This window comes from Kosakonia sp. HypNH10 (assembly GCF_029850615.1).
Lineage (GTDB): Bacteria > Pseudomonadota > Gammaproteobacteria > Enterobacterales > Enterobacteriaceae > Kosakonia > Kosakonia cowanii.
Genome location: NZ_JAOTIU010000002.1, coordinates 604,961 through 628,232, shown reverse-complemented (window position 1 = coordinate 628,232; position 23,272 = coordinate 604,961). Strand labels below are relative to the sequence as shown.

General features: G+C 56.2%; 21 protein-coding genes and 3 tRNA genes. 12 read left to right on the top strand and 12 right to left on the bottom strand.

The features are described from left to right. The first annotated feature begins 318 nt into the window (after nt 1-318). Both N7V53_RS09115 and N7V53_RS09110 read left to right on the top strand, forming a co-directional pair. A tRNA-Asn gene (locus N7V53_RS09115) sits at nt 319-394 on the top strand. A gap of 286 nt (nt 395-680) precedes the next feature. Continuing rightward, on the top strand, nt 681-4,286 hold the full coding sequence (locus N7V53_RS09110; protein ID WP_279793132.1) for an AAA domain-containing protein: 3,606 nt from the start codon (nt 681-683) through the stop codon (nt 4,284-4,286). Nucleotides 4,287-4,401: 115 nt separating this feature from the next. Here N7V53_RS09110 and N7V53_RS09105 read toward each other — a convergent pair whose 3' ends face one another. Continuing rightward, the gene (locus tag N7V53_RS09105; protein ID WP_279793131.1) at nt 4,402-5,394 is read right to left on the bottom strand and encodes a helix-turn-helix domain-containing protein; all 993 of its coding nucleotides are present in this window, start codon (nt 5,392-5,394) and stop codon (nt 4,402-4,404) included. A 145-nt stretch (nt 5,395-5,539) separates the two neighbouring features. Between N7V53_RS09105 and N7V53_RS09100 the strand changes: the two genes are divergently transcribed. The 7 genes from N7V53_RS09100 to N7V53_RS09070 all read left to right on the top strand — a co-directional run bounded on the left by N7V53_RS09100 (nt 5,540) and on the right by N7V53_RS09070 (nt 10,889). Beyond that, nucleotides 5,540-6,277: an alpha/beta hydrolase gene (locus N7V53_RS09100; protein WP_279793188.1), complete on the top strand. Its 738-nt coding sequence runs from the start codon at nt 5,540-5,542 to the stop codon at nt 6,275-6,277. A gap of 16 nt (nt 6,278-6,293) precedes the next feature. Continuing rightward, complete coding sequence (locus N7V53_RS09095; protein WP_279793129.1) at nt 6,294-6,908, top strand: FMN-dependent NADH-azoreductase; 615 nt, start codon at nt 6,294-6,296, stop codon at nt 6,906-6,908. Between the two features lie 10 nt (nt 6,909-6,918). Continuing rightward, entirely contained in the window at nt 6,919-7,227 is a 309-nt protein-coding gene (locus N7V53_RS09090) for a YciI family protein (RefSeq protein WP_279793128.1), read from the top strand. Nucleotides 7,228-7,332: 105 nt separating this feature from the next. After that, a complete protein-coding gene (locus N7V53_RS09085) occupies nt 7,333-7,521 on the top strand; it encodes a YjfB family protein (RefSeq protein ID WP_023479145.1) in 189 nt (62 codons plus the stop codon). 104 nt (nt 7,522-7,625) lie between these two features. After that, entirely contained in the window at nt 7,626-8,327 is a 702-nt protein-coding gene (locus N7V53_RS09080) for a TetR/AcrR family transcriptional regulator (protein ID WP_279793126.1), read from the top strand. Further along, entirely contained in the window at nt 8,324-9,301 is a 978-nt protein-coding gene (locus N7V53_RS09075; RefSeq protein ID WP_023479235.1) for an MDR family oxidoreductase, read from the top strand. Before N7V53_RS09080 ends, N7V53_RS09075 begins: the two co-directional genes overlap by 4 nt. 133 nt (nt 9,302-9,434) lie before the next feature. After that, the gene (locus N7V53_RS09070) at nt 9,435-10,889 is read left to right on the top strand and encodes an AMP nucleosidase (protein ID WP_023479170.1); all 1,455 of its coding nucleotides are present in this window, start codon (nt 9,435-9,437) and stop codon (nt 10,887-10,889) included. A gap of 209 nt (nt 10,890-11,098) precedes the next feature. On the opposite strand, the gene N7V53_RS09065 is transcribed toward N7V53_RS09070, so the two are convergent. Continuing rightward, a tRNA-Asn gene (locus N7V53_RS09065) sits at nt 11,099-11,174 on the bottom strand. Nucleotides 11,175-11,254: 80 nt separating this feature from the next. Continuing rightward, nucleotides 11,255-12,742: an EmmdR/YeeO family multidrug/toxin efflux MATE transporter gene (locus N7V53_RS09060; protein ID WP_279793187.1), complete on the bottom strand. Its 1,488-nt coding sequence runs from the start codon at nt 12,740-12,742 to the stop codon at nt 11,255-11,257. Nucleotides 12,743-12,905: 163 nt separating this feature from the next. Here N7V53_RS09060 and N7V53_RS09055 point away from each other — a divergent pair. Then, nucleotides 12,906-12,981 (top strand) — tRNA-Asn (locus N7V53_RS09055). A 59-nt stretch (nt 12,982-13,040) separates the two neighbouring features. On the opposite strand, the gene N7V53_RS09050 is transcribed toward N7V53_RS09055, so the two are convergent. The 5 genes from N7V53_RS09050 to N7V53_RS09030 all read right to left on the bottom strand — a co-directional run bounded on the left by N7V53_RS09050 (nt 13,041) and on the right by N7V53_RS09030 (nt 17,817). Beyond that, entirely contained in the window at nt 13,041-14,105 is a 1,065-nt protein-coding gene (locus N7V53_RS09050; protein ID WP_279793124.1) for a class I mannose-6-phosphate isomerase, read from the bottom strand. 16 nt (nt 14,106-14,121) lie between these two features. Beyond that, nucleotides 14,122-14,979 (bottom strand): glucose 1-dehydrogenase, encoded by an 858-nt coding sequence (locus N7V53_RS09045; protein ID WP_279793123.1) that lies wholly within the window; start codon nt 14,977-14,979, stop codon nt 14,122-14,124. Nucleotides 14,980-15,346: 367 nt separating this feature from the next. Then, a complete protein-coding gene (locus tag N7V53_RS09040; protein ID WP_279793122.1) occupies nt 15,347-16,372 on the bottom strand; it encodes an LLM class flavin-dependent oxidoreductase in 1,026 nt (341 codons plus the stop codon). 122 nt (nt 16,373-16,494) lie between these two features. Continuing rightward, nucleotides 16,495-17,451: a L,D-transpeptidase gene (ldtA, locus tag N7V53_RS09035; protein WP_279793186.1), complete on the bottom strand. Its 957-nt coding sequence runs from the start codon at nt 17,449-17,451 to the stop codon at nt 16,495-16,497. A gap of 63 nt (nt 17,452-17,514) precedes the next feature. Further along, nucleotides 17,515-17,817 carry a helix-turn-helix domain-containing protein gene (locus N7V53_RS09030; protein ID WP_279793121.1) on the bottom strand — a complete coding sequence of 101 codons (303 nt, stop codon included), beginning with the start codon at nt 17,815-17,817 and terminating at the stop codon, nt 17,515-17,517. Between the two features lie 103 nt (nt 17,818-17,920). Here N7V53_RS09030 and N7V53_RS09025 point away from each other — a divergent pair, with 103 nt between their 5' ends. After that, nucleotides 17,921-18,094: a hypothetical protein gene (locus tag N7V53_RS09025; RefSeq protein WP_279793120.1), complete on the top strand. Its 174-nt coding sequence runs from the start codon at nt 17,921-17,923 to the stop codon at nt 18,092-18,094. Between the two features lie 3 nt (nt 18,095-18,097). On the opposite strand, the gene fusA is transcribed toward N7V53_RS09025, so the two are convergent. Then, nucleotides 18,098-20,200 carry an elongation factor G gene (fusA, locus tag N7V53_RS09020; RefSeq protein WP_279793119.1) on the bottom strand — a complete coding sequence of 701 codons (2,103 nt, stop codon included), beginning with the start codon at nt 20,198-20,200 and terminating at the stop codon, nt 18,098-18,100. Nucleotides 20,201-20,418: 218 nt separating this feature from the next. On the opposite strand from fusA, the gene N7V53_RS09015 reads away from it, so the two are divergent. After that, complete coding sequence (locus N7V53_RS09015; protein WP_023479098.1) at nt 20,419-20,730, top strand: helix-turn-helix domain-containing protein; 312 nt, start codon at nt 20,419-20,421, stop codon at nt 20,728-20,730. Between the two features lie 152 nt (nt 20,731-20,882). Here N7V53_RS09015 and cobT read toward each other — a convergent pair whose 3' ends face one another. The 3 genes from cobT to cobU are packed head-to-tail and all read right to left on the bottom strand — an operon-like array spanning nt 20,883 to nt 23,240. Continuing rightward, nucleotides 20,883-21,938, bottom strand: a complete 1,056-nt coding sequence (gene cobT / locus N7V53_RS09010) for a nicotinate-nucleotide--dimethylbenzimidazole phosphoribosyltransferase (protein WP_279793117.1) — start codon at nt 21,936-21,938, stop codon at nt 20,883-20,885. Nucleotides 21,939-21,957: 19 nt separating this feature from the next. Further along, nucleotides 21,958-22,698 carry an adenosylcobinamide-GDP ribazoletransferase gene (gene cobS / locus N7V53_RS09005; RefSeq protein ID WP_279793116.1) on the bottom strand — a complete coding sequence of 247 codons (741 nt, stop codon included), beginning with the start codon at nt 22,696-22,698 and terminating at the stop codon, nt 21,958-21,960. After that, entirely contained in the window at nt 22,695-23,240 is a 546-nt protein-coding gene (cobU, locus tag N7V53_RS09000) for a bifunctional adenosylcobinamide kinase/adenosylcobinamide-phosphate guanylyltransferase (RefSeq protein ID WP_279793114.1), read from the bottom strand. Before cobU ends, cobS begins: the two co-directional genes overlap by 4 nt. Nucleotides 23,241-23,272 lie beyond the last annotated feature (32 nt).

The following is a 23,272-nucleotide window of genomic DNA, read 5'->3' as shown; positions in this document are numbered from 1 at the left end:
ATGCCAACGCTAAGAGTGATGATGTTGGGAGAGTTGCAATATGCTTGCCACATTTCCTGGGATGAATAAAAGAAGGGTTAAGCGGCTGGATAATAAGCCTTTCTAATCGCTACGGGATAAATAGAGGATGAAACAGCAGTTTGCTTATGCCCCATAAGGGGTAATTTGCACCACCGCGGTGCAAAACGGCGTATAAAGCAGCACAAATGGGCGCGGGATGCGCAGATTGCCCAATTTGTCAGCAAACGGTCATCTCATTGCAATCCACCCTTTGACAAGGCCGATGGTCATCGATAATATGCGCCCCGTTCACACGATTCCTCTGTAGTTCAGTCGGTAGAACGGCGGACTGTTAATCCGTATGTCACTGGTTCGAGTCCAGTCAGAGGAGCCAGATTTAGAAAAGCCCGCTTTTAAGCGGGCTTTTTGCTTTTCTGCATTTCCCTCATTTGCTCAAGTGGCTTCAGGCCTGGCAGGCTCTTCATTTGCAGCATCATCCGGATGAGTTCAGTTGTTTGGACACAAAATCCTCTCGGTCAAACAATGAAATTCATTCGCTGCGGTAATTAATATTATATATCCACAAAATCCACCCCCATTGGCAGGGTTATAATATTTACCTCTGTGTTATCCTCTGCCCATTAAATTCAGGGAGATAATCAGGTTAAGGCTCGTATAGCATGATGCAAAAGTCGTCTAAAGATATCCTTTCAGCGTGGCATGATTATGTGAAATTCAGTGGCGCAGAAAAAAGTAAAATACCGGCCAGTAAGGTGCATGAGCACCAACAACTGATGCTCGGTATAAATAACTGTAAAGAAAACCAGAGCGGAGTAGTACTCCATGTTACGCCTGAAATGCGCGATAACTGGCGCAGGCGTTTCGTCAAATATGGCGAAAAGGGTGAAATTGTCCATATTGAGCCTGTTAACCTGCTATTTCCGGTACTGCGCTGTATCGAAAATGAGCGAGGAAAGGCCAATGTAAAATATCTCCCGCTGTTCTCTTTTCCCCTCCCGAAATCATTTTTCGAACCGAACGAAAACACTCTGCTAGTTCCCGTCAAAGATGGACAACTTGTTAGCGCATTCCCCTTCGCTTTTCGCGAAATGTTTGGTATTCAGCTGAATGAACTCGGTGAAAACCGCCATATGATGAGTATCGTCAGCGCCCTCACTGGATGTAAATATGAGACGTTCCTTGATGCATTCAAGGCGCTTCAGGAATGGGTCGATCAGCAATCAAATAGTAAATATCAGGGACTTGAAACCGCGTTTAACGCCCTGGTGGCCCCACTGCATAATGAGGATTACAACCTCAAGCGTGATGCGGAAGATTTCACCTGGCTTTGTGATAAGGCGGTGGGTGACTTCCCTTTGCTGGAGCAGTATCTCAGCCATGTTCATAGTGACGAGAATGCCCCAGATATTTACGAGGTGGTGACTGGCGGTTTGTTTGAAACGCAATATCCTCTGGGCCATGGACAGATGGCGGCAATACAGGCCATTAATCAGGATGAGCGCCTGATTGCCGTACAAGGTGCGCCGGGTACGGGTAAAACTACGCTGTTCAAGTCACTCATCGCACAACAACTGGTTGCCAGAGCACTGGCGATTGCTGATGGAAAGGACCAGAATTTCGGCATGCTGGTCACGTCTACCGCAATAAAAGCGGTGGAGAATATCATTGACGATCTGCGCAGTGATCCTGCCACCCAGGATCTAGACTGGTTATGGTTTCATAGTGGCTCGAACGAACAGGTTCAGCATGAGCTTAACCGACTTGAGAAACTGATCGGTCGTTGGCGACAGGAAAGTTATGACCAACAGAAGCAGGACGATTTTTTAGCCGTTTTACTCAAGCATCGCGACGAGATGAACTCTTGTTACCGGGCGTATCTGAATGAAAAGGCAGGCGCGATACAATCCGTGATGGATTGTGGTCTGGACACCCACCAGGCAAAAGAGCTACCGGCTCGTTTCATGGAAAAAATCCCCGCGCTCGCCGCTAATGCACAGGCGCTCGGCATTAATGTTTCGCTTCATCACCCCGATGACCTGAACACTTTAGCCTGTCAGTCAGAACAGCGCCTGCGAGAATTTAGCGAGCTAAAAGCGCAGCGTCTACAGGCCAGCAGAATTTACCAGACGTTGCAGGCGACGTGGCCGCAGCAGCATAGTCTGGAGCAGATACTTAGCTGGATGGATTCGCCGTTACGCCCGGCCCTGGAGCTGCATTACCGCGACTATCCGCGTGAAGGAATCAAGCGTTATCTGGCCCGTTTTTTCGAGAAAAAATATCCAGCAAGGTTGCAGCAAATGAGACTTGCTGCACCGGACGACTTTCACAATTTCGCTCTTTCCTCCCTTTCCCATCGCCAGCTGGCTGCACTGGCTGATGCGGGAGAAAAGCTTTCACAGCAGCAAGAGAACTTAGCGCTACTGGGGCTGCTCCTGCATGCGGAACCCGAAGCTCAAGAGGAAGTTGATCTGCTGGCCCTGAATACTGAAGTAGCAGAGTTGCAGGCACAATGGTGTCGGGTCATTCTGGCGCAACAGTTAACGGCACAGTATCAACAGCATTATCCGGAAGGTAACTGGTGCGACATTTTGCGTAAACGCTTTATCAGGCAACACCGGGAAATGTTCGAAGCCGCTATCGGCTACCTCTGGCAAGAGCAACTGAAGCGGAAAATTGAGCTGGAAGAGGTTCTGACTCACTGGCGGGCGTTAATGAGTAAGCGCCGCAGTGCGGGCTACTATATCTGGCTGGATAAGCTTGATGATTTCTATCGCGCACTGTCTCTTGTCTATCCGGTAATGGCGACCACTCTGGTTTCCGCGTGGAAAGTTGCTGGTTATCGTAAGCTCGATGAACTTAAGGGGCATAAACCGTGGCATCTGGCACTGTGCGACGAAGCGGGCATGATGTCGCTTGAATCCCTGGTGCCACTGTTGAGTCGCAGCGAAAAAGCGATGATTGTTGGCGATCCTCTGCAAATCGAACCCATCAGAAACCTGTCAGAAAACCTACAAACACGGTTGCGTGAGCGTCATTTCGCCAGCAACAATACGTTGTATGAACGTGTCTCGCCTGCAAGCGTCACCGCCTGGCACCGTGCCGCTGGTACGCTTTCCGGCAAGGTAGACGATACGGGTAATGGCATCATCCTCGATGAGCATCGCCGGTGCCAGCAACCTATTGCCGACCTTTTCATCCGGCTGGCGGGCTATCATGGCGTCAGCGTCGAAACGGCTCCTCCTTCCAGTCGTATTGCCAGCGCGTTTGAGAAATCAGGTGGACATCATTTGATGTTCTACAGCGTCGAAGGCCAGAAAGGCGGGATGGTTAACACTAATCTGGATGAAGTTGATGCTATTGAGCTGTTGCTGAACAAGCTGGAAGAAGCCGGTTACGATTTGACTGCTGATGTTGGCATCGTCACTCCCTACAGCAATCAGAAGTCATTGCTGATTAAACGTCTTGCGCAACGAATGAATCACTGGCAGAAAAACTGCATTGGTACCGTGCATCAGTTTCAGGGCGTAGGCTTTGAGGTCATCATTTATAGTCCGGTAATTTTTCATCCTCTTGATAATCCGAGTTTTCAAAACGACGCGCCAAACATGCTGAATGTTGTGGTTTCACGAGCAAAGCAGCAATTTATCGTCGTGGGTAACCATCATCGGTTAGGACAGGCAGGTGGATACCTGAAAATTCTTGCAGATAGCGTTGCCGAAAGCTTCCTTCTTGAACAAGGCAGCCAGCATCCGAATTTTGCCAGCCTAAGCCAGACACCCCGCTTACAGCGTTATTATCGCGATTGTGAACATATTGCTGCATTTAGCGCGCTGGCCAGCCAGTGTGAAAAGGAGTTGGTTATCATTGCTCCGTGGATCCGCCGGTCAGGTAAACAGTATCAAAGGCCGGAGCTGGCGCAGCTGGTAGCAACACAGCAGCGGGGCATCAAAGTTAAAGTTTATTACGGCTACTATCATCAGGGCCTGGATCGTGCGGATGATAATGACGAGACTCTGGTTGCCGAGTACCGTGAACAACTAGGAAAAGAGAATATTATCCGGTTGACGGAGGGGACACATGAAAAGGTAATGATGATCGATGGCCGTTACATCGTTCTCGGGAGCTGGAACTGGCTGTCTCATGGTTATCATCATAGTTGCGAGCGCAGTGAACAGTTCACTAATGCGATTCGTCATGAGATTAGTGCACAGCTGGATGATGCGTCACTGGTGAAGGAACTCAGGGATAGGCTGAGGCTGGAATAAGATCAGAATTCCTCGTTTAACATGCTTATTAGCCAGTTACTGGCAGAGGCGATCCTGGTCAGAGGAGCCAAATTTAGAAAAGCCCGCTTTTAAGCGGGCTTTTTGCTTTTCTGCATCAGCCGCCCTGCTCAATCGGCAGGTTCTGTCGGCTTCGGCTCCACGCTTTATAGCGCGCCGGGGACATACCGGTCACCGAGCTGAACGACCGTCTGAAGACCGTCTCATCCTGATATCCGCAGGCAAAGGCCACCTGGCTGACGCTGTTACCGGGCATCTCAAGCAGCGTAATCGCGCTCTCAATCCGCACCCGGGTGATAAACGCTTTTGGGCTCTCTTGTAATAGGTCGCGCATTTTCCGGTGCAGCGTGCGCGGCGTCATATTGAGCGCGGCGGCAAGTTGCTCAACGGTGATGGCTGGGTTCTGGTAGCGCACCAGATGCTCGGCTTTGGTTAATAGCGGATCGACGGAGTTGAGAAAGCCTTTAGGCGCATAGAGCTGTTGGGAGAGCGGCTGGCTGTCGGCAACGGCCATATCTGCCATCAGGCGGGCGATCTCTTTTCCTGCGTGGTTAGCGACAATATGCAGCGTTAAATCCACCCACGACAGCGGCCCACCGGTGGTGATGACATTGCGATCCTCGGCCAGCGCTTTTCCCCACACCGGTTTTGCACGCGGGTAGCGTTCGCGAAACGTATGAAACAGCCACCAGGTGGTGGTGCAGATCCTGTCGGTCAATAACCCCGCCTCGCCAAGCACAAAGCCGCCCGCACAGGCACCCGCCACCATGCTTCCCTTTGCATGGCAGGCTTTAACCCATTGCGCGGCTTGCTTAACTGCCTCTGCATCAATGGGGTGTTTATCCTCATTCAGCTTCATGCCGCTGGCGATAATCAGATCCGGGCGCTCATCAAACGCGCCGTCGCTCTCGATCATTCGCCCCTGCGCATCGGGCACGGCTTTGCCCCCGGCCGTCACGATCTGCGTTTCAAAACGCGCCGTGGCGTGATGATTTTGCCCGATAACCTGGTTTGCCAGCCAGAACATATCCGTTAACCCCGCCAGCGCTGAACGCATACTGCCGGGTAATGCCAGAAGCGCAACGCGCATACGTCACCTCATCACTCTGTCCGATTTTGCATTATAGATGTCAAATAAGACACTACTCGCCAGCCGCTGATTCTTTCACACTCTTCCCAACTTCTCCTCCACTGATTAAGGGCTGGCAATGTGGCGCAACTTCATGCTGTTAACCATGCGGGTTTTTACCCTGCTGCTGATGACCATTTTTTCCGCACAGGCAAAGGAACAGACCATGCCTGATATCGTTCTGGTACACGGCGCTTTTACGGATGGCTCCAGCTGGTCAGCGGTGATGGCACGGCTGCAGGCGATGGGCTACCACGTGACGGCGGTGCAAAACCCTCTTACCTCGCTAAAGGATGATGTCAACGCTACGCACGCAGTTATTGCCCGCCAGCATGGTGATGTTTTGCTGGTCGGCCACTCGTGGGCGGGCGCGGTGATTAGCGAAGCGGGTAACGATCCGCGTGTCAAAGGGCTGGTCTACCTCTCGGCGCTGGTGCCGGACAGCCACGAGTCTGTCGCCAACTTGCTGACGCGTTTACATGCGCCTATGACGGGCTTATCTGCCGACGAACAGGGGCTGATCTGGCTCGACGACCCGGCACTGTTTCATAAGGTGATGGCAAACGACCTCTCCCGCCAGCGGGCGCAGCTGCTTGCCGCCGCGCAGCAGCCAATTGCCGCACGTGCCTTTACCGACACCCTCACCCATGCTGCCTGGCACGATAAACCGTCGTGGTATCTGGTGACCGAAAATGACGCCGCCCTCAACCCAACCGTGCAGAACGCACTGGCAAAAGCGATCGGCGCGACGCGCGTTGCACTCTACTCCAGCCATCTGTCGATGATCTCCCATGCCGATCGCGTGGCTGACTTTATCGATCGGGCTGCCCGCACTCTTCCCTGAACCAGAGGCTATTGGTATGAACATCCTGCATATTGATTCAAGCTTTAATCACGCGCACTCCGTCTCGCGCCTGCTCTCCCGGGAGATTGTCGACCGGTTGATGCAAAGCGGGCGCTATGACGAGGTAGTTTATCGTGATGTTGTTGACGACGAGATAAGCCATCTGACCGCGCCCATCGCCGCTGGCTTCCGGCCGGTGGCAGAGAGCGATCTCTCGGCCGATGTCGCCGTTGAACACCGTCTCACCGAGGCGTTGGTCGCAGAGTTTCTGGCAAGCGATCTGATTGTTATCGGCGCGCCGATGTACAACTTTTCCATTCCGAGCCAGCTGAAAGCGTGGCTGGATCGCCTTGCCCAGCCGGGCAAAACCTTCAGTTACACCGCGCAGGGTCCGGTCGGGCTCGCCGGTGATAAGCGGGTGATTATCGCCTCTTCGCGCGGCGGCTTTTACCACGATACGCCACTGGCGGAGATGGATTTCCAGGAGCGCTACCTCAACGCCTTCTTTGGGTTCCTCGGCATTACCAACGTCGCGTTTGTGCGCGCCGAGGGGATCTCGAAAGGAGATGCAGTGAAAGAGCGTGAAATTCAGCGCGCCATCGCCTCGGTGGCCGATGTCATTAACCTGTAAGGAGTCGCAAATGTTATACGCAGTGACATTACGCTGGATAACCTCGCCTGAGCGGCTGGAGCCGTGGCGCGAGGGGCATAAAACATGGCTGGTGGAAGGCCTGAAGCAAGGCATTGTGATTTTCGCAGGCCCACTCAGCGACCATTCCGGCGGCTTTATCCTTATGCAGGCGCAGGATGAGAAGCAGATTGAGGTTTATCTTCAGCGCGATCCCTTTATTATCAACGCCCTCGTCTCGGTAGAGTGGGTCGCAGTTGAGCCGGGGCTGCGCTCAGTGGATTTCCCCGCGCAGTGGGCAGCCGCAGCGAAGGCGTTATAGCGGTCAGGCTTAGCATAAAGTTTTGCGCCTTTTTGCCGATAACAGAGTGCGGCGTTTATTTCGCCGTGCTGAGCGATGTTGCTCGACAACAAAAGGATGATCGACATGGATCCAATTCAGATCGCATCATTAGCCAGCAGCCTTGATTCTTATCAGCTCGATAACCAGGTGAACACCCTGGTGCTGAAAAAGGCGCTGGATTCGCAACAAGCTATTGCAACGGATCTGATCAAACAGATTCCGCAGTTGCCTTCTAATCCGGCTATCGGTCGTACCATTAATACGACTGCCTGACGGAGTTGCCCGCCTTGTGCGGGCATTTTTCTCTCCCCTTCTCCCTTGCCTCTTCTCCCCGTCCGGCGTAGCCTTAGGCTGATTAAAACCAATCGGTCTAAATTATGGATGGCGATAATACATTGACGCAAAAGCCGCGTCGTGGCCGCCCGCCGCAAAAGGCTCGCGACTTTACCGACACTCGTCAGGCGCTGATCCGCTCGGGTCTGGAGGTGCTGACAGAAACCGGCTATCTCTCCGCCGGGATCGATGCGGTAATCAAAAATATCGCCGTGCCTAAGGGTTCCTTTTACCACTGCTTTAAGAGCAAAGAGGCGTTTGGTATGGCGGTGCTTGAGGCCTACGGTACCTTCTTCGCCCATAAACTCGACACTTTTCTGCTCGATACGTCACGTACGCCTCTTCAACGGCTGGACGCCTTTGTCCATCACGCTGGTGAAGGAATGGCGAAGTATGATTTCCGCCGCGGATGCCTTGTCGGCAACCTGTTGCAGGAGACGCCGCTGCTACCCGATGCCTTTCCGAAGCAGCTTAAAACCATTCTGAGCGACTGGGAGCGCCGCGTGGCAGCATGCCTGCGCGAGGCGCAAGCCTGCGGCGAACTGCCGCAACAGGCGTCGCCCGAGGCGCTGGCCAGCCTCTTCTGGTCCGGCTGGGAGGGCGCGGTAATGCGCGCCAAACTCTTTCGCAGCGCAGAGCCGCTCGACCACTTCTGGGCCTTCTTCCGCCAACATATTCAAATAACACCTGCAGAGCCGGCATTACGCCGAAATCCACCCCTCATGACGAGGAAAACGCAGCTATGAAAGCATTAGTTCTGGAACAACATGAGAAACAGACCCTCGCCGCGGTGCAAGAGATCGCCCTGCCGGATCTTGCCGAGGGCGAGGTAAAAGTCGATATCGACTGGTCCTGCCTCAACTACAAAGATGCGCTGGCGATCACCGGCAAAGGTAAAATCGTGCGTCAGTTCCCGATGGTGCCGGGCATCGATTTCGCCGGTCGCGTCAGTGAAAGCCGCGATGCGCGCTACACGCCAGGCCAGGCGGTGATCCTTACCGGCTGGGGCGTGGGGGAAAACCACTGGGGCGGCCTGGCAACCCAGGCTTGCGTGAAAGGCGACTGGCTGGTGCCGCTGCCGCAGAGCCTGAGCGCGCGCAATGCGATGATCATCGGTACCGCCGGTTTTACCGCCATGCTCTGCGTTAACGCCCTGCAAGAGGCGGGCGTAAAACCGCAGGATGGCACGGTGCTGGTTACCGGTGCCAGCGGTGGCGTCGGCAGCACGGCGGTTGTCCTGCTGAAAACGCTCGGCTACAGCGTGGCGGCGGTGACGGGTCGCGAATCGACCCACGCGTTTCTGCGCCAGCTTGGCGCGGATCAGATCCTGCCAAGAAGTGAGTTTGATGAGACGCGCCCGCTGGAGAAGCAGCTCTGGGCAGGCGCGATCGATACGGTTGGCAGCAAGGTGCTGGCAAAAGTACTGGCGCAGACCAACTATGGCGGCTGCGTGGCTGCCTGCGGTCTGGCGGGCGGTTTCGATCTGCCGACCAGCGTGATGCCGTTTATTCTGCGCAATGTGCGTCTGCAAGGGGTTGACTCGGTGATGGTGCCTGCTGAAAAGCGCAGCGCCGTCTGGGAGAAGCTGGCGAGCACGCTGCCGGAGAGCTATTACCAGCAGGCGGCGACCGAGATCGCGCTCGAACAGGTCCCTGCCACCGCCGCCGAATTCCTCAACAACAATATTCATGGCCGTACGCTGGTCAACATCCACGCGTAACCCGTTTCCGGCGTGCGCTGGCGCGCCGGATCTTTTCTCCCCCCGTTTCTTCCGAATCACTGGCCGGCAACTTTCGTTTCACAAAGTCGTGACATATTATCGGTAGAGCCGTAACGCAGATAAGGAGATAAAAATGACCAACGAGGGTGCAAATCTGACCCCGGAACAGGCGCTGGATCAACTGGAAGCGCTGTATGACCGCTCCGTCAATGCCCTTCGCGAGGCGATTGGTGTCTATATTGAGAAAGGTGAGCTTCCGGACGTTGAAGCGCGTGAAAAAGGGCTGTTCGTCTACCCGCAGTTATCAGTGAGCTGGAACGGCAGTGCCAGCAAACCGTCGAAAACCCGCGCCTATGCGCGCTTTACCCATGCGGGCCGCTACTCCACCACGATTACCAGGCCGTCGCTGTTTCGCGCCTATCTTATCGAGCAGCTCACGCTGCTGTGCCAGGATTATGGCGCGCAGATCGAGGTTGGCCTCTCGGCCCACGAGATCCCTTATCCTTATGTGATAGATGGTTCAGAGCTGACGCTGGATCGCTCAATGAGCGCTGGCCTGACGCGCTTTTTCCCGACCACTGAACTGGCGCAGATTGGCGATGAGACGGCAGATGGCCTGTTCCATCCAACCGAGCTCTACCCGCTGTCGCACTTCGACGCCCGCCGTGTCGACTTCTCACTGGCGCGCCTTCGCCACTACACCGGTACGCAGGTCGAGCACTTCCAGCCGTTTGTGCTGTTTACCAACTACACCCGCTATGTCGATGAGTTTGTGCGCTGGGGTTGTAGCCAGATCCTCGATCCCGACAGCCCCTATATCGCCCTCTCCTGCGCGGGCGGACACTGGATCACCGCAGACACCGAAGCGCCAGAGCAGGCGATTTCCGATCTGGCGTGGAAGAAGCATCAAATGCCCGCCTGGCACTTAGTCACGGCGGACGGTCAGGGCATTACGCTTATCAATATTGGCGTTGGCCCGTCGAATGCGAAAACAATCTGCGATCACCTGGCGGTGTTGCGCCCGGATGTCTGGCTGATGATTGGTCACTGCGGCGGCCTGCGCGAGAGCCAGCAGATTGGTGATTATGTGCTGGCGCACGCCTACCTGCGTGATGATCATGTCCTTGATGCGGTTCTGCCGCCGGATATTCCAATCCCGAGCATCGCTGAAGTGCAGCGCGCGCTCTATGACGCCACCAAAGAGGTGAGCGAGATGCCCGGCGAAGAGGTGAAACAACGCCTGCGCACCGGCACGGTGGTTACCACCGACGATCGCAACTGGGAGCTACGCTACTCAGCTTCGGCGCTGCGCTTTAACCTGAGCCGCGCGGTGGCGATTGATATGGAGAGCGCGACCATTGCCGCGCAGGGTTATCGCTTCCGCGTGCCCTACGGCACTCTGCTCTGCGTCTCGGACAAGCCGCTGCACGGCGAGATCAAGCTCCCTGGCCAGGCGAACCGCTTCTACGAAGGAGCGATTTCCGAACACCTGCAAATCGGTATTCGTGCCATCGACCTGCTGCGCGCCGAAGGCGATCGTCTCCATTCGCGTAAGCTGCGCACCTTTAACGAACCCCCTTTCCGTTAAGCCTGCCTCTCACCGCCGGTTTCGGCTGGCGGTGAACGGCTCGTTTGTGAGAGTACGCAAGCCATTCGCCCGCGCGGAGCGCGACAAAAGGTTATATCGACAGTGAGCCTATAAAGCGGGTTGTGATTGGTGAAGGGCAAAAACTGAGACGGCGAGATGACCGAAATATGAAAAGCAAAAAGCCTGCTCGTAAGCAGGCTTCTTAAATTTGGCTCCTCTGACTGGACTCGAACCAGTGACATACGGATTAACAGTCCGCCGTTCTACCGACTGAACTACAGAGGAATCGTGTGAACGGGGCGAATATTAGCGGTGCCCCTGCGCCATGTCAAAGCCTGATTTCACATTTTGGCGCGTTTGCCGAATTATTCTCCATTCTGTGCGGAAATGGCCCGTTCCGCCGGGGTTTTCTGCGGCTTCGGATACTTCCACAGCCAGCGGCCACTGACCATTCGCCAGTAGAAGAGCGCGCCGCGCACCGCCCAGTCAAGGAACATCCCCAGCCAGACGCCGACCACGCCCATGCCTAACACGATACCAAGCGTATAACCTGCCACGACGCGACACCCCCACATGCCGAGCATTGACACCCACATCGCGAAACGCGCATCACGTGCGCCTTTCAGCCCGGCGGGCAGCACCCATGACGCCGCCCAGATTGGCATAAACGCGGCGTTAAGCCATAAAAGCACCTTAACGACCTCTTTTACATCCTCTTCATGGGTATAAAACGCGGCGAACCAACCGGCAAACGGCGCGGTTCCCCAGGCAATCGCTGTCAGTAACAGCGTCGAGAGCCAGAACACATGGCGCAGCTGCCGTTCAGCCTGGGCAATCTGCCCTTTACCGAGGCGTTTGCCGGTAATAATCGTCGAGGCTGAGCCCAGCGCGTTACCGGGCAGGTTAATCAATGCCGCCACGGAGAAGGCGATAAAGTTCCCGGCAATCACGTTGGTGCCCATTCCTGCGACGAACATCTGCGTCAACAGTTTACCGCCGTTAAACAGTACCGATTCGATACTGGCCGGAATGCCGATACCCATCACTTCCCAGATAATGTTGAAGTTCAGCTTCTCAACATAACTTTTAAGCGGGATGCGCAGCGACGGGTTAAAGCCAATCATCAGCACCCAGATAATCGCCACTGCGCCGATATAGCGCGAAATGGTCAACCCGAGCCCCGCACCAGCAAAGCCCATTCCCGGCCAGCCAAAAGCACCGTAGATCAGCGCGCTACTGATGATGATATTAAGAATGTTCATGCCGCCATTAATCAGCAGCGGGATTTTCGTGTTCCCTGCGCCACGCAACGCGCCGCTGCCAATCAGCGCAATCGCCGCCGCCGGGTAGCTCAGCACCGTTAACTCAAGATAGGTGAGCGCCAGATCTTTCACCGGCTGGGTTGCCGCCCCGGCAATAACATCGATAATTTCACGGCCGAAGTAGTGGATCACCGCCGCCAGCACAATGGCGAACAGCGTCATAATCATCAGCGATTGCCGCGTTGCCGACCTCGCCCGCTCGGCGTCGAGTTTGCCGAGGCTGAAGGCCACCACCACTGTGGTGCCGAGATCGATAGCGGCAAAAAAGGCCATTACCACCATGTTAAAGCTATCGGCAAGGCCCACGCCCGCCATCGCCTCTTTGCCCAGCCAGCTCACGAGGAAGGTACTGAGCACGCCCATCATCAGCACACAGGTGTTTTCGAGGAAGATCGGCACCGCAAGCGGGGTGATTTCCCGCCAGAAAAGTACACGATAGCTTTTACGCTTTCTATACCAGGGGGTACGCATGACGGCCTGGCGAAGGGGGGTGACGACGTTCAAAATAGTCCTTGCCGTAAAAGATGAAATTACATTTCAAATGATGGGGGAGAAATGGTGATCCTGCAAAGCAATTCAGCATAAATTGGTGTCAATACATGCAAATCGCTGATGGAATCAGCAGTTGACTCCCCTCCCCTGAAATGGGGTTTGACAAAAGATTTTTCGCCGCTAAGATAAGCCTCCACACGATTCCTCTGTAGTTCAGTCGGTAGAACGGCGGACTGTTAATCCGTATGTCACTGGTTCGAGTCCAGTCAGAGGAGCCACATTTAAGAAGCCCGCTCAGGGAAACCCGAGCGGGCTTTTTGCATTCTGCCTGCCTCAGTTAACGCAGTTGCCCATCCATATCGCCCAGTGCCGCAATCTGATCTTCACGGTAGCCCGCTGCGCGCAGCGGTTGCAGCACATCAGCCATCAGATCCGGCACATAGCCGATCAGCACTTCACCCGCATCACGCAGAGTGACCTCATCCAGCGCGGCGGGCAGCAGTAGCGATGCAGCCCTGCCAACCGGGACGCTGACGCCGTTTGCCTCAACGGTTAGCGGCGCACCGAGGTTAGTGAGAATACGCGCGCTGTTGAAATGAAAACGTTGCGTCTGGCTGAACGACCAGCGCTCCAGCGCAAAGTAGGGCCCGGCGCAGCAGAAGAGCCGCTTCAGGTCTGGCGTTTCGAGCACAAGGCCTGGCTGCGGCTCACAGCGCAGTTCCGGGCGCAGCTCCTGTAACAGTGCATCAATATTGCGCTCCCACTCCTGCTGGCTGAGGCGCGAGCCATCCTCCATCCGCCACGGCATAGCGTGCTGCTGGATATCCGAGGTCTGCTCGATTTCATAAATCAGCGTATCGGGACCGAAACTGTGCAGCATGCCGCCGGGTACGTAAAAAGTATCACCCGCTTTGACAGGCACCCGGTGCATCACCGCATCGTAATCCTCGGCGAGTAGCGCCGCTTTCAGCCGGGCATTATCGACGCCCTCACGCACGCCAAGCAGACAGGTCGCGTTTTCCGCCGCCCACAAAATGTACCAGGCTTCGGTTTTACCGTTCGGCTGCTGCTCAAGCGCCTGCGCGACTTTATCATTGGCATGCAGGTGCACCGGCAGCATTCCGCTGCCGTCGATAAACTTACTCAGCAGCGGGAAGTACGGGCCGCGCCATCCGGGCGCCACCATCTCATCGGGATAGCGCTCCACCAGTTCACGCAGGCTGCAACCTGCATATTCACCGTTGACTACCGAGGCGATCATGCCGTCAACGTCACTGATCTCCCAGGTTTCAGCGATGCGTGAATCGGGCAGATCCGCTTTGCCCAACTGCTGCTTAATGCGTTGCCCGCCGAAGATATGCGTGGCAACAGGCACACTGAGTGCCAGTGGATAAGCCTTCATCACGCCTCCTTGAGTGTCAGATAACCGCGACGCCACCAGTGACGGCAATGGTCGCACCAGAGATATAGCTCGCTTCATCGCTGGCTAACATCACATAGGACGAGGCGAGTTCTGCGGGTTGACCCATGCGCGCAAGCGGGACTTCACTGCCGAAGCTCTCAACTTGTTCAGGCGGCATGGTCGCCGGGATAAGCGGCGTCCAGATGGGGCCAGGCGCAACGGCGTTTGAACGAATGCCTTTTTCAGCCAGCAGCGCAGCGAGGCTACCGGAGAAATTGATAATCGCCGCTTTAGTCGCGGAGTAAGCAATCAGTTTCGGCTTCGGCTGATCGGCATTTACCGAGGCCGTGTTAATGATCGACCCGCCCGCCGGCATATGCGGCACCGCCGCCTTGCAGATATAGAACATGGCGTAGAGATTGGTTTTCATGGTGCGGTCGAATTCGTCATCGCTGATCTCATCAAGCGACTCGCGCGTCATCTGGTAGGCAGCGTTATTTACCACGATGTCGATCTTGCCGAATTGCTCCACCGTCTGCGCCACAATATTGCGGCAATGTTCAGCATTCGTGATGTCGCCCGCAATCAAGACGGCTTTCTGCCCTGCCTTTTCAACCCATTGTGCGGTGTCTTTCGCATCATCATGCTCATCGAGATAGGAGATCACCACGTCTGCGCCTTCGCGGGCATAGGCGATGGCAACAGCCCGGCCGATGCCGGAGTCGCCGCCAGTGATAATGGCAGTTTTGCCTTTCAGGCGACCCGAACCCTGATAATCCGCTTCACCGTGATCGGGTTTCGGTTCCATCTGTAAAAAACTGCCGGGCCACTGTTGTTGTTGCGCGTGCTGAGGATTTTGTGGACGGTCTGTCATACCTTATCTCCTTGTGTGGGGGCGAAACCGCCTGCAAAAACGAAGCGTTTCACCGCGCGGAAATGACGTTATGTCGTTACCGATAACGCCAATAAGTGTAGCAGCCGTCACAAAATCGCAAGGGAGATAACTCTGAGTAACAGTTTGAGTGGAAAGGATTTCAAGCGAAGCGGGGAGGAATATGGCGTCTTATACGAGACAAAACGCGTAATGCGCTACTTTTTAACTGACAGAAAAAGAGAAGAGCAAAAAGTAGTTATATTTATTTTTAAATCAATAACATGAAAAAGCGTTTACCGCTACTTTATCTTTCTGTCATGCGGTAAAAAAACGCCCTGCCGGCACGCGTGCGGCAAGGCGCGTTTACTTAGCTGCGCCAGCCCATCGCAGGCGCAACATGTTTCAAAATTGATTCAATAACGTGGGCGTTATAGTCAACGCCAAGCTGGTTCGGCACCGTCAGTAACAGGGTGTCCGCCTCGGCGATCGCTTCGTCTTGCTTAAGTTGTTCAACCAACTTGTCCGGCTCTGCGGCATAGCTACGACCGAAAATCGCACGTGTCTTCTCATCAAGAAAACCGATTTTATCATCATCGTCACGGCTGCCGCCAAAGTAGGCGCGGTCGCGATCGTTCATCAGGGCAAAGATGCTGCGGCTGACGGAGACGCGCGGTGTCCGCGTATGACCGGCGGCTTTCCACGCCTCCCGGTAGGCGCGGATCTGCTGCGCCTGCTGAATGTGGAACGGCTCGCCCGTTTCGTCATCTTTCAGCGTCGAACTTTGCAGATTCATCCCCAGTTTCGCCGCCCACACCGCGGTGGCATTGGAGCCTGCGCCCCACCAGATGCGCTCGCGCAAGCCTTCTGCGTAAGGCTCCAGGCGCAGTAAACCCGGCGGATTGGGGAACATCGGTTGCGGGTTGGGCTTAGCAAACCCTTCGCCGCGCAGCGCATCGAGCAGCACTTCGGTGTGACGTCGCGCCATATCGGACTCATTTTCGCCCTCGGCGGGCTGGTAGCCGAAATAGCGCCAGCCATCAATCACCTGCTCCGGCGAGCCGCGGCTGATGCCAAGCTGCAAACGACCACCGGCAATCAAATCCGCCGCGCTGGCGCTCTCCGCCATATAGAGCGGGTTTTCATAACGCATATCGATCACGCCAGTACCAATTTCAATGCGGCTGGTTTTCGCGCCTACGGCGGCGAGCAGCGGAAACGGCGAGGCGAGCTGGCGGGCGAAATGGTGCACCCGGAAGTAAGCACCGTCTGCGCCCAGCTCTTCTGCGGCGACCGCCAGATCGATTGATTGCAGCAGCGCGTCAGCCGCAGAGCGGGTGCCGGACTGCGGCGAGGGGGTCCAGTGACCAAATGATAAAAAACCGATCTTTTTCATGGCGTCGTCGTCCTTCGTTCAGAAAATCGTAAGTGCCCCTACTCTACGCTTAACGCCATAAGATGAAATAACATTGATTTAACAATAACATTCAAATTAATTGAGCAAGTGCCTGCCCGCTTTTACATCCGCTCAATGCCTCGCATTTCACTATTGTTCACAGCTGGCGCGCCGACTTTTACCGGCATGCCTGAACGTCTCTCCAGCGCCATCGTCACCTGGCTTGCATCCGCGCCCGCCTCTTTGACGATTCTGTTAAGTACCGGCGTGGCGGGCAGCGGCACTTTTGCCGTCGATTCAAACTCTGCGCGGTTGCGCGACAGCGGCTCGTGCACTTCGACCCAGCTGCTGCCGTCCGGCTCGCGGCTCACTTTCACCGGCTCATCGATAATCTGCACGCGGGTGCCGACCGGCACGTTATCAAACAGGTATTTAATGTCCTGATTGCGCAGGCGGATACAGCCCTGGCTGACGCGCAGGCCGATGCCAAAATCTGCATTGGTACCATGAATGGCATACAGCTTACCGATATAGATGGCGTACAGCCCCATCGGGTTATCCGGCCCGGCTGGCACAAAGGCCGGCAGGGTTTTGCCCTCATCGGCGTACGCTTTGCGGGTGTTGGCCGTTGGTGTCCAGGTAGGACCCGCCTGTTTACGCTCAACGGCCGTCACCCAGTTACGCGGCGTTTCACGTCCGGCCTGGCCAATACCAATCGGCAGGATCTCAACGGTATTGCTCTCTTTTGGGTAGTAATAGAGCCGCATTTCCGCGACGTTAACGACAATGCCTTCCCGCACGGTGGCTGGCAGGATGATCTGCTGCGGGATGACCAGCTGTGAACCGGCTTTTGGCAGATAAGGGTCAGCGTCGGGGTTGGCTTCCAGCATATTGCTTAGCCCCTGGCCATATTTCGCGGCAAAAGCTTCCAGCGGAAAGGTGTTGCCCTGCGGCACGGTGATGGTTTGCGGGCTACCCACCAGCCGGCTGCCTTCCGGCGGCAGCGGGTAAGTAACCGCCAGCGCAGGCTGGACCGAGAGTGACAGCAGAGAAGCGCAAAGCAGTGTGACAGGACGCAACATAACCTTTCCTCAGGCGAAGCGGATGTCTGCTAATGATAGTCGGCTTCCTGGGATCTGCTGTCAGAGCGCGAAACCATAATGGGAGCCGTCGGGTAACTCGATATCGATGCGCAGCTTGCTGCCCGTCGCTTCGACGTAGCGTTTCAGCGTCGATAACTTAATATCTCTCCCCTGCTTCTCCATCACGGCCACAGTGGGCTGCTTAAGCCCCAGCTCCTGCGCCATTTCGTTCTGCGTTTTTTGCACGCGCTCACGCAGCTCAGCAAGGTGAATATTAAGCAGCATCTCCTGCGCCAGGGTTTGCGCCTTCGCGACAACCTCAGGTGGCTGTTCGGCAATTAATTGCTCGAGTGTTTTACTCATTGCATTCGCTCCTTTTGTCGTTCTTCTGCAGATGCAGCGTAAACTCACGCCGACAATATAGATCTTTTACTATATAGACTCAAACCTATATCGAGATCTTGTCTTGATGAAATTGCTTTCACCTGCCCAAAAAAGCAGTCTGGAAGCGCGCTTCCAGACTTTTGGTGAAAAACAGCAGCGGGAAAAAAAGTTGCGAAGCCGCGCAAAGAACAACTGCGCTGCACAAAAATTGAGCATAAAAAACCCCGCCGAAGCGGGGTTTGAAGTGACGTGTTAAAACTTATCCTTTACTGCGGCTGGCGATAATCTCCTCGGCCACATTGCGCGGTGCTTCCGCGTAGTGATGGAACTCCATGCTGTAGGTTGCACGCCCCTGCGACATCGATCGCAGCGTGGTGGCATAGCCAAACATCTCCGACAGCGGTACGTCGGCGCGGATGATCTGGCTACCAAAACGCTCCTCCATACCCTGCACCATGCCGCGCCGCGAGGAGAGATCGCCCATAATATTCCCGGCGTACTCCTCCGGCGTCTCCACTTCAACGTGCATCACCGGCTCAAGGATCGCCGGATCCGCGCGGCGCGCGCCCTCTTTAAAGCCAAAGATCGCCGCCATGCGGAAGGCCATCTCCGAAGAGTCGACATCGTGATAGGAGCCGAAAGTCAGCGTCGCTTTCACATCCACCACCGGGTAGCCCGCCAGCACGCCGCTGTTCATTGCTTCGCGCACCCCTTTCTCAACGGAGGGGATATACTCGCGCGGCACCACGCCACCTTTGGTCGCATCTTCAAACACAAAGCCGCTTCCCGCCGCCAGCGGCTCCAGAGTCAGCACTACATGGCCATACTGCCCTTTACCACCGGACTGGCGCACAAACTTGCCTTCAATATCTTTAACGGTTTTGCGCAGCGTTTCGCGATAAGTAACCTGCGGGCGACCGATATTCGCTTCCACGCCAAATTCGCGTTTCATGCGGTCAACAATGATCTCCAGATGCAGCTCCCCCATCCCGGAGATGATGGTTTGCCCGGACTCCTCATCCGTATGCAGGCGGAATGACGGATCTTCCGCCGCCAGCCGCTGCAGCGCGATGCCCATTTTCTCCTGATCCGCTTTGGTCTTCGGCTCAATGGCGAGCGAGATCACCGGCTCCGGGAACTCCATGCGCTCAAGCGTAATCACCTTGTCCGGATCGCTGAGCGTGTCGCCGGTGGTGACATCTTTTAACCCGACACAGGCGGCGATATCCCCCGCGCGCAACTCATCCACTTCGTGACGATCGTTGGCATGCATCTGCACAATACGCCCGATGCGCTCTTTTTTGCCTTTCACCGGGTTATAGACCGCATCGCCTTTTTTCAGCACACCCGAGTAGACGCGGATAAACGTCAGTTGGCCGACGTAGGGGTCGGTCATCAGTTTGAAGGCGAGCGCCGAGAAGGGCTCGTCATCATTCGCATGACGTTCCGCCGGCTGGCCTTTTTCATCCACGCCCTGAATCGCCGGGATATCCAGCGGCGAGGGCATCAGCTCAACCACCGCGTCGAGCATGCGTTGCACGCCTTTGTTTTTGAATGCGCTACCGCAGAGCATCGGCTGGATTTCACCGGCGATGGTGCGCTGACGCAGACCGGCAATAATTTCAGCTTCGTCCAGCTCACCGGTTTCGAGGTATTTATCCATCAACGCCTCGTTCGCTTCTGCTGCCGCAGAGACCATTTTTTCGCGCCACTCTTGCGCGGTTGCCAGCAACGCTTCCGGCACCGGGGCATAGCTAAAGGACATGCCCTGCGTGGCATCATCCCAGATGATTTCGCGCATTTTGATCAGATCGATAACCCCCGTGAAGTGCTCTTCGGCACCAATCGGGATGACAATCGGCACCGGGTTGGCTTTCAGGCGGTCGATCATCATCTGCACCACGCGGAAGAAGTCTGCGCCGGGGCGGTCCATTTTGTTCACGAAGGCGAGGCGCGGAACGTGATATTTATTGGCCTGGCGCCAGACGGTTTCCGACTGCGGCTGCACGCCGCCCACCGAGTCATAGACCATCACCGCGCCGTCCAGCACGCGCATCGAGCGCTCCACTTCAATGGTGAAATCGACGTGGCCGGGGGTGTCGATAATATTGATGCGGTGCGGTTCAAAATTGCGATCCATACCGGGCCAGAAGCAGCTTACCGCTGCGGAGGTAATAGTAATGCCGCGCTCCTGCTCCTGTGCCATCCAGTCGGTGGTTGCCGCGCCATCGTGTACTTCCCCCAGCTTATGGCTCATCCCGGTGTAAAACAGAATGCGCTCGGTGGTGGTGGTTTTACCGGCATCGATATGCGCGGAGATACCGATGTTGCGATAACGTTCGAGAGGAATGGGTCGGGGCATGATGCGTCCTTAGTCTGTTGACTGTTATTTGGCGGCCCGAATGAGCCGCAGAGGTTTAACGGCGTTTAGCATAGTACAACTGTACGAGTATATTCGAACTATTTTCACTATTCTTTCGATTGGTGAATCCGGGGTAGCGGTCGTGGTGTTAAACAGGCAGTTTGCGTATAGTAGCGCCGCTGAGTCAGCCGCAGCCCCATCGTTAATACAGGAAAAGTATGATCGCTAACCACCCTGAACGTGAGCAGTTTCGCCTGGAAAATGTGCTTTTTGCGCTCGGCAACCCGCTGCGGCTGGCCATCATCAGGCGCCTGGCCGACGGCAGTGAAATGAGCTGCAACACGCTGCGTCCGCAGGAGGTGGCGAAATCGACCATGACCCATCACTGGCGCGTGCTGCGCGACAGCGGCGTGGTGTGGCAGCGCCCGCAGGGGCGGGAGAATATGATTTCACTGCGCCGTGAAGATCTGGATATCTGTTTTCCCGGCTTGCTGGATACGCTGTTGCAGGTAATGCAGCAGGCCGAGTAGTGGCGTTTTGCCGGATGGCGGCTTAACGGTATAGCGACCGGTCTGTTGCACTTTTACTGGTGCCGGATGGCGGCTAACGCCTTATCCGGCCTACGCAAACCGAATGCATGCTGTTTTGTAGGCCGGATAAGCGCAGCGCCATCCGGCAATCTTCACTGCGCCGGCAACACAATATTACTGCCCGCCAGCGTACCCATCTGGTTGTAAATCGCACAAGCGGCGTCCACCAGCGGCATTGCCAGCGCCGCACCGCTGCCCTCGCCTAAACGCATCTCCATCGAGATATAGGGTTCAAGACCGAGCGCTGCAAGAGCAATACGCGCCCCTTTTTCGGCGGAGAGATGCGAGGGGATCAGATAAGGTTTCACCTGCGGCGCTATCCGGCACGCCGCCAGCGCAGAGGCGTAAGAGAGAAAACCATCCAGCACCACCGGCAGCCCGCAGGAGGCAGCGCCGAGCATCACGCCGGTCATCCCGAGCAGATCGTAGCCACCCACTTTTGCCAGCACATCCAGCCCGTCGGTCGCATCCGGCTGATTAATGGCAAGCGCCCTGCTCACCACCTGCACTTTATGATCCCATAATGATTCCGGCAGATTGGCACCGAGACCGACCACTGCCTCCGGCGCACTCCCGGTTAGCACGCTGACGACCGCTGCGGCGGGCGTAGTGTTGGCCATTCCCAGCTCGCCAACGCCAAACAGTTTCACCCCCTGTACCGCAAGCTGGCGGGTGTAACGCACTGTCGAGAGCAATACCGCTTCCGCCTGTTCAGTGGTCATTGCCGGGCCGCTGGCGATATTCCCGCTGCCGCGCGCGACCTTCATAGTGATCAGCCCCGCAATTGGCTCCGCGTCAATGCCGACATCCAGCACATGCACCTTCGCCCTGGCCTGCGCCGCCAGCACGCACACGCCAGTGTTGGCCTGCACCATGTTCGCCGCCTGAATGGCGGTCACGGCCTTCGGCGAGACCGTCACGCCTTCCTGCCAGACGCCATGATCGGCGCACAGCACAATCAGCGCTTTTTCATCGACCCGCAGTTTACCCTGAAGGCCGGGCATGCCCGCTAATTGAGCCGCCAGTGACTCGAGCCGCCCGAGGCTGCCAACCGGCTTAAGTAAACCATCGAGGTGCTGCCGGGCGCGCACCATCGCCGCCTCGTCAGGAGCCGGAATGAGATCTAATATCGTCGCTAATGTCTGCATTACGTCTCTCGTTAAGGGATCAGAGCAGCGCTAACAGGAAGATAACCTCGCCAAGCTCAATCGCCGCGCCGAGGGTGTCGCCAGTCTGCCCGCCAAGGGTGCGCTTGAGCAACCAGCCGAGCAGGTAAATCGCCACCATGGTGACCAGCAGCGCCAGCACGCCCTGCGCGCCGAGCAACGCCGCGGCTAACAGCGTGGTGATGATTAAGGTGATAAGGGTATCTTTGCCGGACACTTTGCCAATAAACAGATTGCCCAGCCCTTCGTCGCGGGCGTAGCGGTGTCCGAACATAAGTAACACTGAGCAGCCGCGCCCGGCAGCGCAGGCCGCCGCCAGCGCTGCGATCATCGGCGTATCGCGCAACTGTAGCTCGCTAAGCAGGAGGATTTTTGCCACCAGCGCAAACACCAGTGCCAGCCCGCCGTGGGTGCCAAGACGGCTGTCGCGCATGATCTCCAGCATCCGCTCGCGTCGGCGGGCCGAGAAAACGCCATCGCAGGTGTCTGCCAGTCCATCGAGATGGAAACCGCCGGTCAGCAGCGCCAGCGCCAGCACACTCAACAGTGCCGCCAGCGGCGCACCGCACCAGGCGTGCAATACCATGAAAAGAAGACCGCTCAGGCCGCCGAGCAGCAGGCCGACCAGCGGAAAAGTGGTGATCCCACGCACATAATCCGCCCCATCCAGCCCCTGTACCCAACGGCCCGGCACCGGAATGCGGCTGATAAACGACAATGTGGCGAAGAACAACTTAATCATTTTATTTTCACTCCAATTCCCGAAACCACCAGCCAGACCTCATCGGCGGCCTGCGCCAGCCGCTGATTAACGCGCCCGGCAATATCACGAAAGTGCCGCGCCAGACGGTTTTCCGGCACGATCCCCATCCCAACTTCATTGGTTACCATCACCACCGGGGAGGGGCAGCCGTGGCAGGCAGCGATCAGGGCGTCGATCTCCTGCTGCACCTGCGCCTCCAGCGCGGCGTAATCCCAGCAATCGGCTTCGTCGCTGCCGCCAAAGGCGAAGAGCAGATTAGTCACCAGCGTGGTGATGCACTCCAGCACGATCGCCTCATCCGGATCGTTGTGCGCGGTGATGATATTGCTTAACTGTTGCCAGCGCTCCTCCGTGCGCCAGTGTGCCGGGCGGCTCTGGCGATGATGGGCAATGCGCGCGGCCATCTCTTCATCAAAAATTTGCGCGGTGGCGATATACAACACCCGCGGCGCGGGGCTGACTAACGATTCGGCGTGGCGGCTTTTGCCGCTGCGCGCGCCGCCGGTGACAAGCGTTAACATGCGGACTCCTGATGATATTTTGAATGTCCTGA

Bases quoted from the DNA above. Each gene is read 5' to 3' on its own strand.
- cobS (WP_279793116.1), bottom strand. From the start codon at position 22,698: ATGATTAAGTTGTTCTTCGCCACATTGTCGTTTATCAGCCGCATTCCG.
- N7V53_RS09050 (WP_279793124.1), bottom strand. From the start codon at position 14,105: ATGAAGGCTTATCCACTGGCACTCAGTGTGCCTGTTGCCACGCATATC.
- N7V53_RS09080 (WP_279793126.1), top strand. From the start codon at position 7,626: ATGGATGGCGATAATACATTGACGCAAAAGCCGCGTCGTGGCCGCCCG.
- N7V53_RS09085 (WP_023479145.1), top strand. From the start codon at position 7,333: ATGGATCCAATTCAGATCGCATCATTAGCCAGCAGCCTTGATTCTTAT.
- N7V53_RS09075 (WP_023479235.1), top strand. From the start codon at position 8,324: ATGAAAGCATTAGTTCTGGAACAACATGAGAAACAGACCCTCGCCGCG.
- N7V53_RS09030 (WP_279793121.1), bottom strand. From the start codon at position 17,817: ATGAGTAAAACACTCGAGCAATTAATTGCCGAACAGCCACCTGAGGTT.
- N7V53_RS09070 (WP_023479170.1), top strand. From the start codon at position 9,435: ATGACCAACGAGGGTGCAAATCTGACCCCGGAACAGGCGCTGGATCAA.
- N7V53_RS09100 (WP_279793188.1), top strand. From the start codon at position 5,540: ATGCGGGTTTTTACCCTGCTGCTGATGACCATTTTTTCCGCACAGGCA.
- N7V53_RS09090 (WP_279793128.1), top strand. From the start codon at position 6,919: ATGTTATACGCAGTGACATTACGCTGGATAACCTCGCCTGAGCGGCTG.
- N7V53_RS09015 (WP_023479098.1), top strand. From the start codon at position 20,419: ATGATCGCTAACCACCCTGAACGTGAGCAGTTTCGCCTGGAAAATGTG.
- N7V53_RS09095 (WP_279793129.1), top strand. From the start codon at position 6,294: ATGAACATCCTGCATATTGATTCAAGCTTTAATCACGCGCACTCCGTC.
- N7V53_RS09110 (WP_279793132.1), top strand. From the start codon at position 681: ATGATGCAAAAGTCGTCTAAAGATATCCTTTCAGCGTGGCATGATTAT.
- cobT (WP_279793117.1), bottom strand. From the start codon at position 21,938: ATGCAGACATTAGCGACGATATTAGATCTCATTCCGGCTCCTGACGAG.
- fusA (WP_279793119.1), bottom strand. From the start codon at position 20,200: ATGCCCCGACCCATTCCTCTCGAACGTTATCGCAACATCGGTATCTCC.
- N7V53_RS09105 (WP_279793131.1), bottom strand. From the start codon at position 5,394: ATGCGCGTTGCGCTTCTGGCATTACCCGGCAGTATGCGTTCAGCGCTG.
- cobU (WP_279793114.1), bottom strand. From the start codon at position 23,240: ATGTTAACGCTTGTCACCGGCGGCGCGCGCAGCGGCAAAAGCCGCCAC.
- N7V53_RS09045 (WP_279793123.1), bottom strand. From the start codon at position 14,979: ATGACAGACCGTCCACAAAATCCTCAGCACGCGCAACAACAACAGTGG.
- N7V53_RS09040 (WP_279793122.1), bottom strand. From the start codon at position 16,372: ATGAAAAAGATCGGTTTTTTATCATTTGGTCACTGGACCCCCTCGCCG.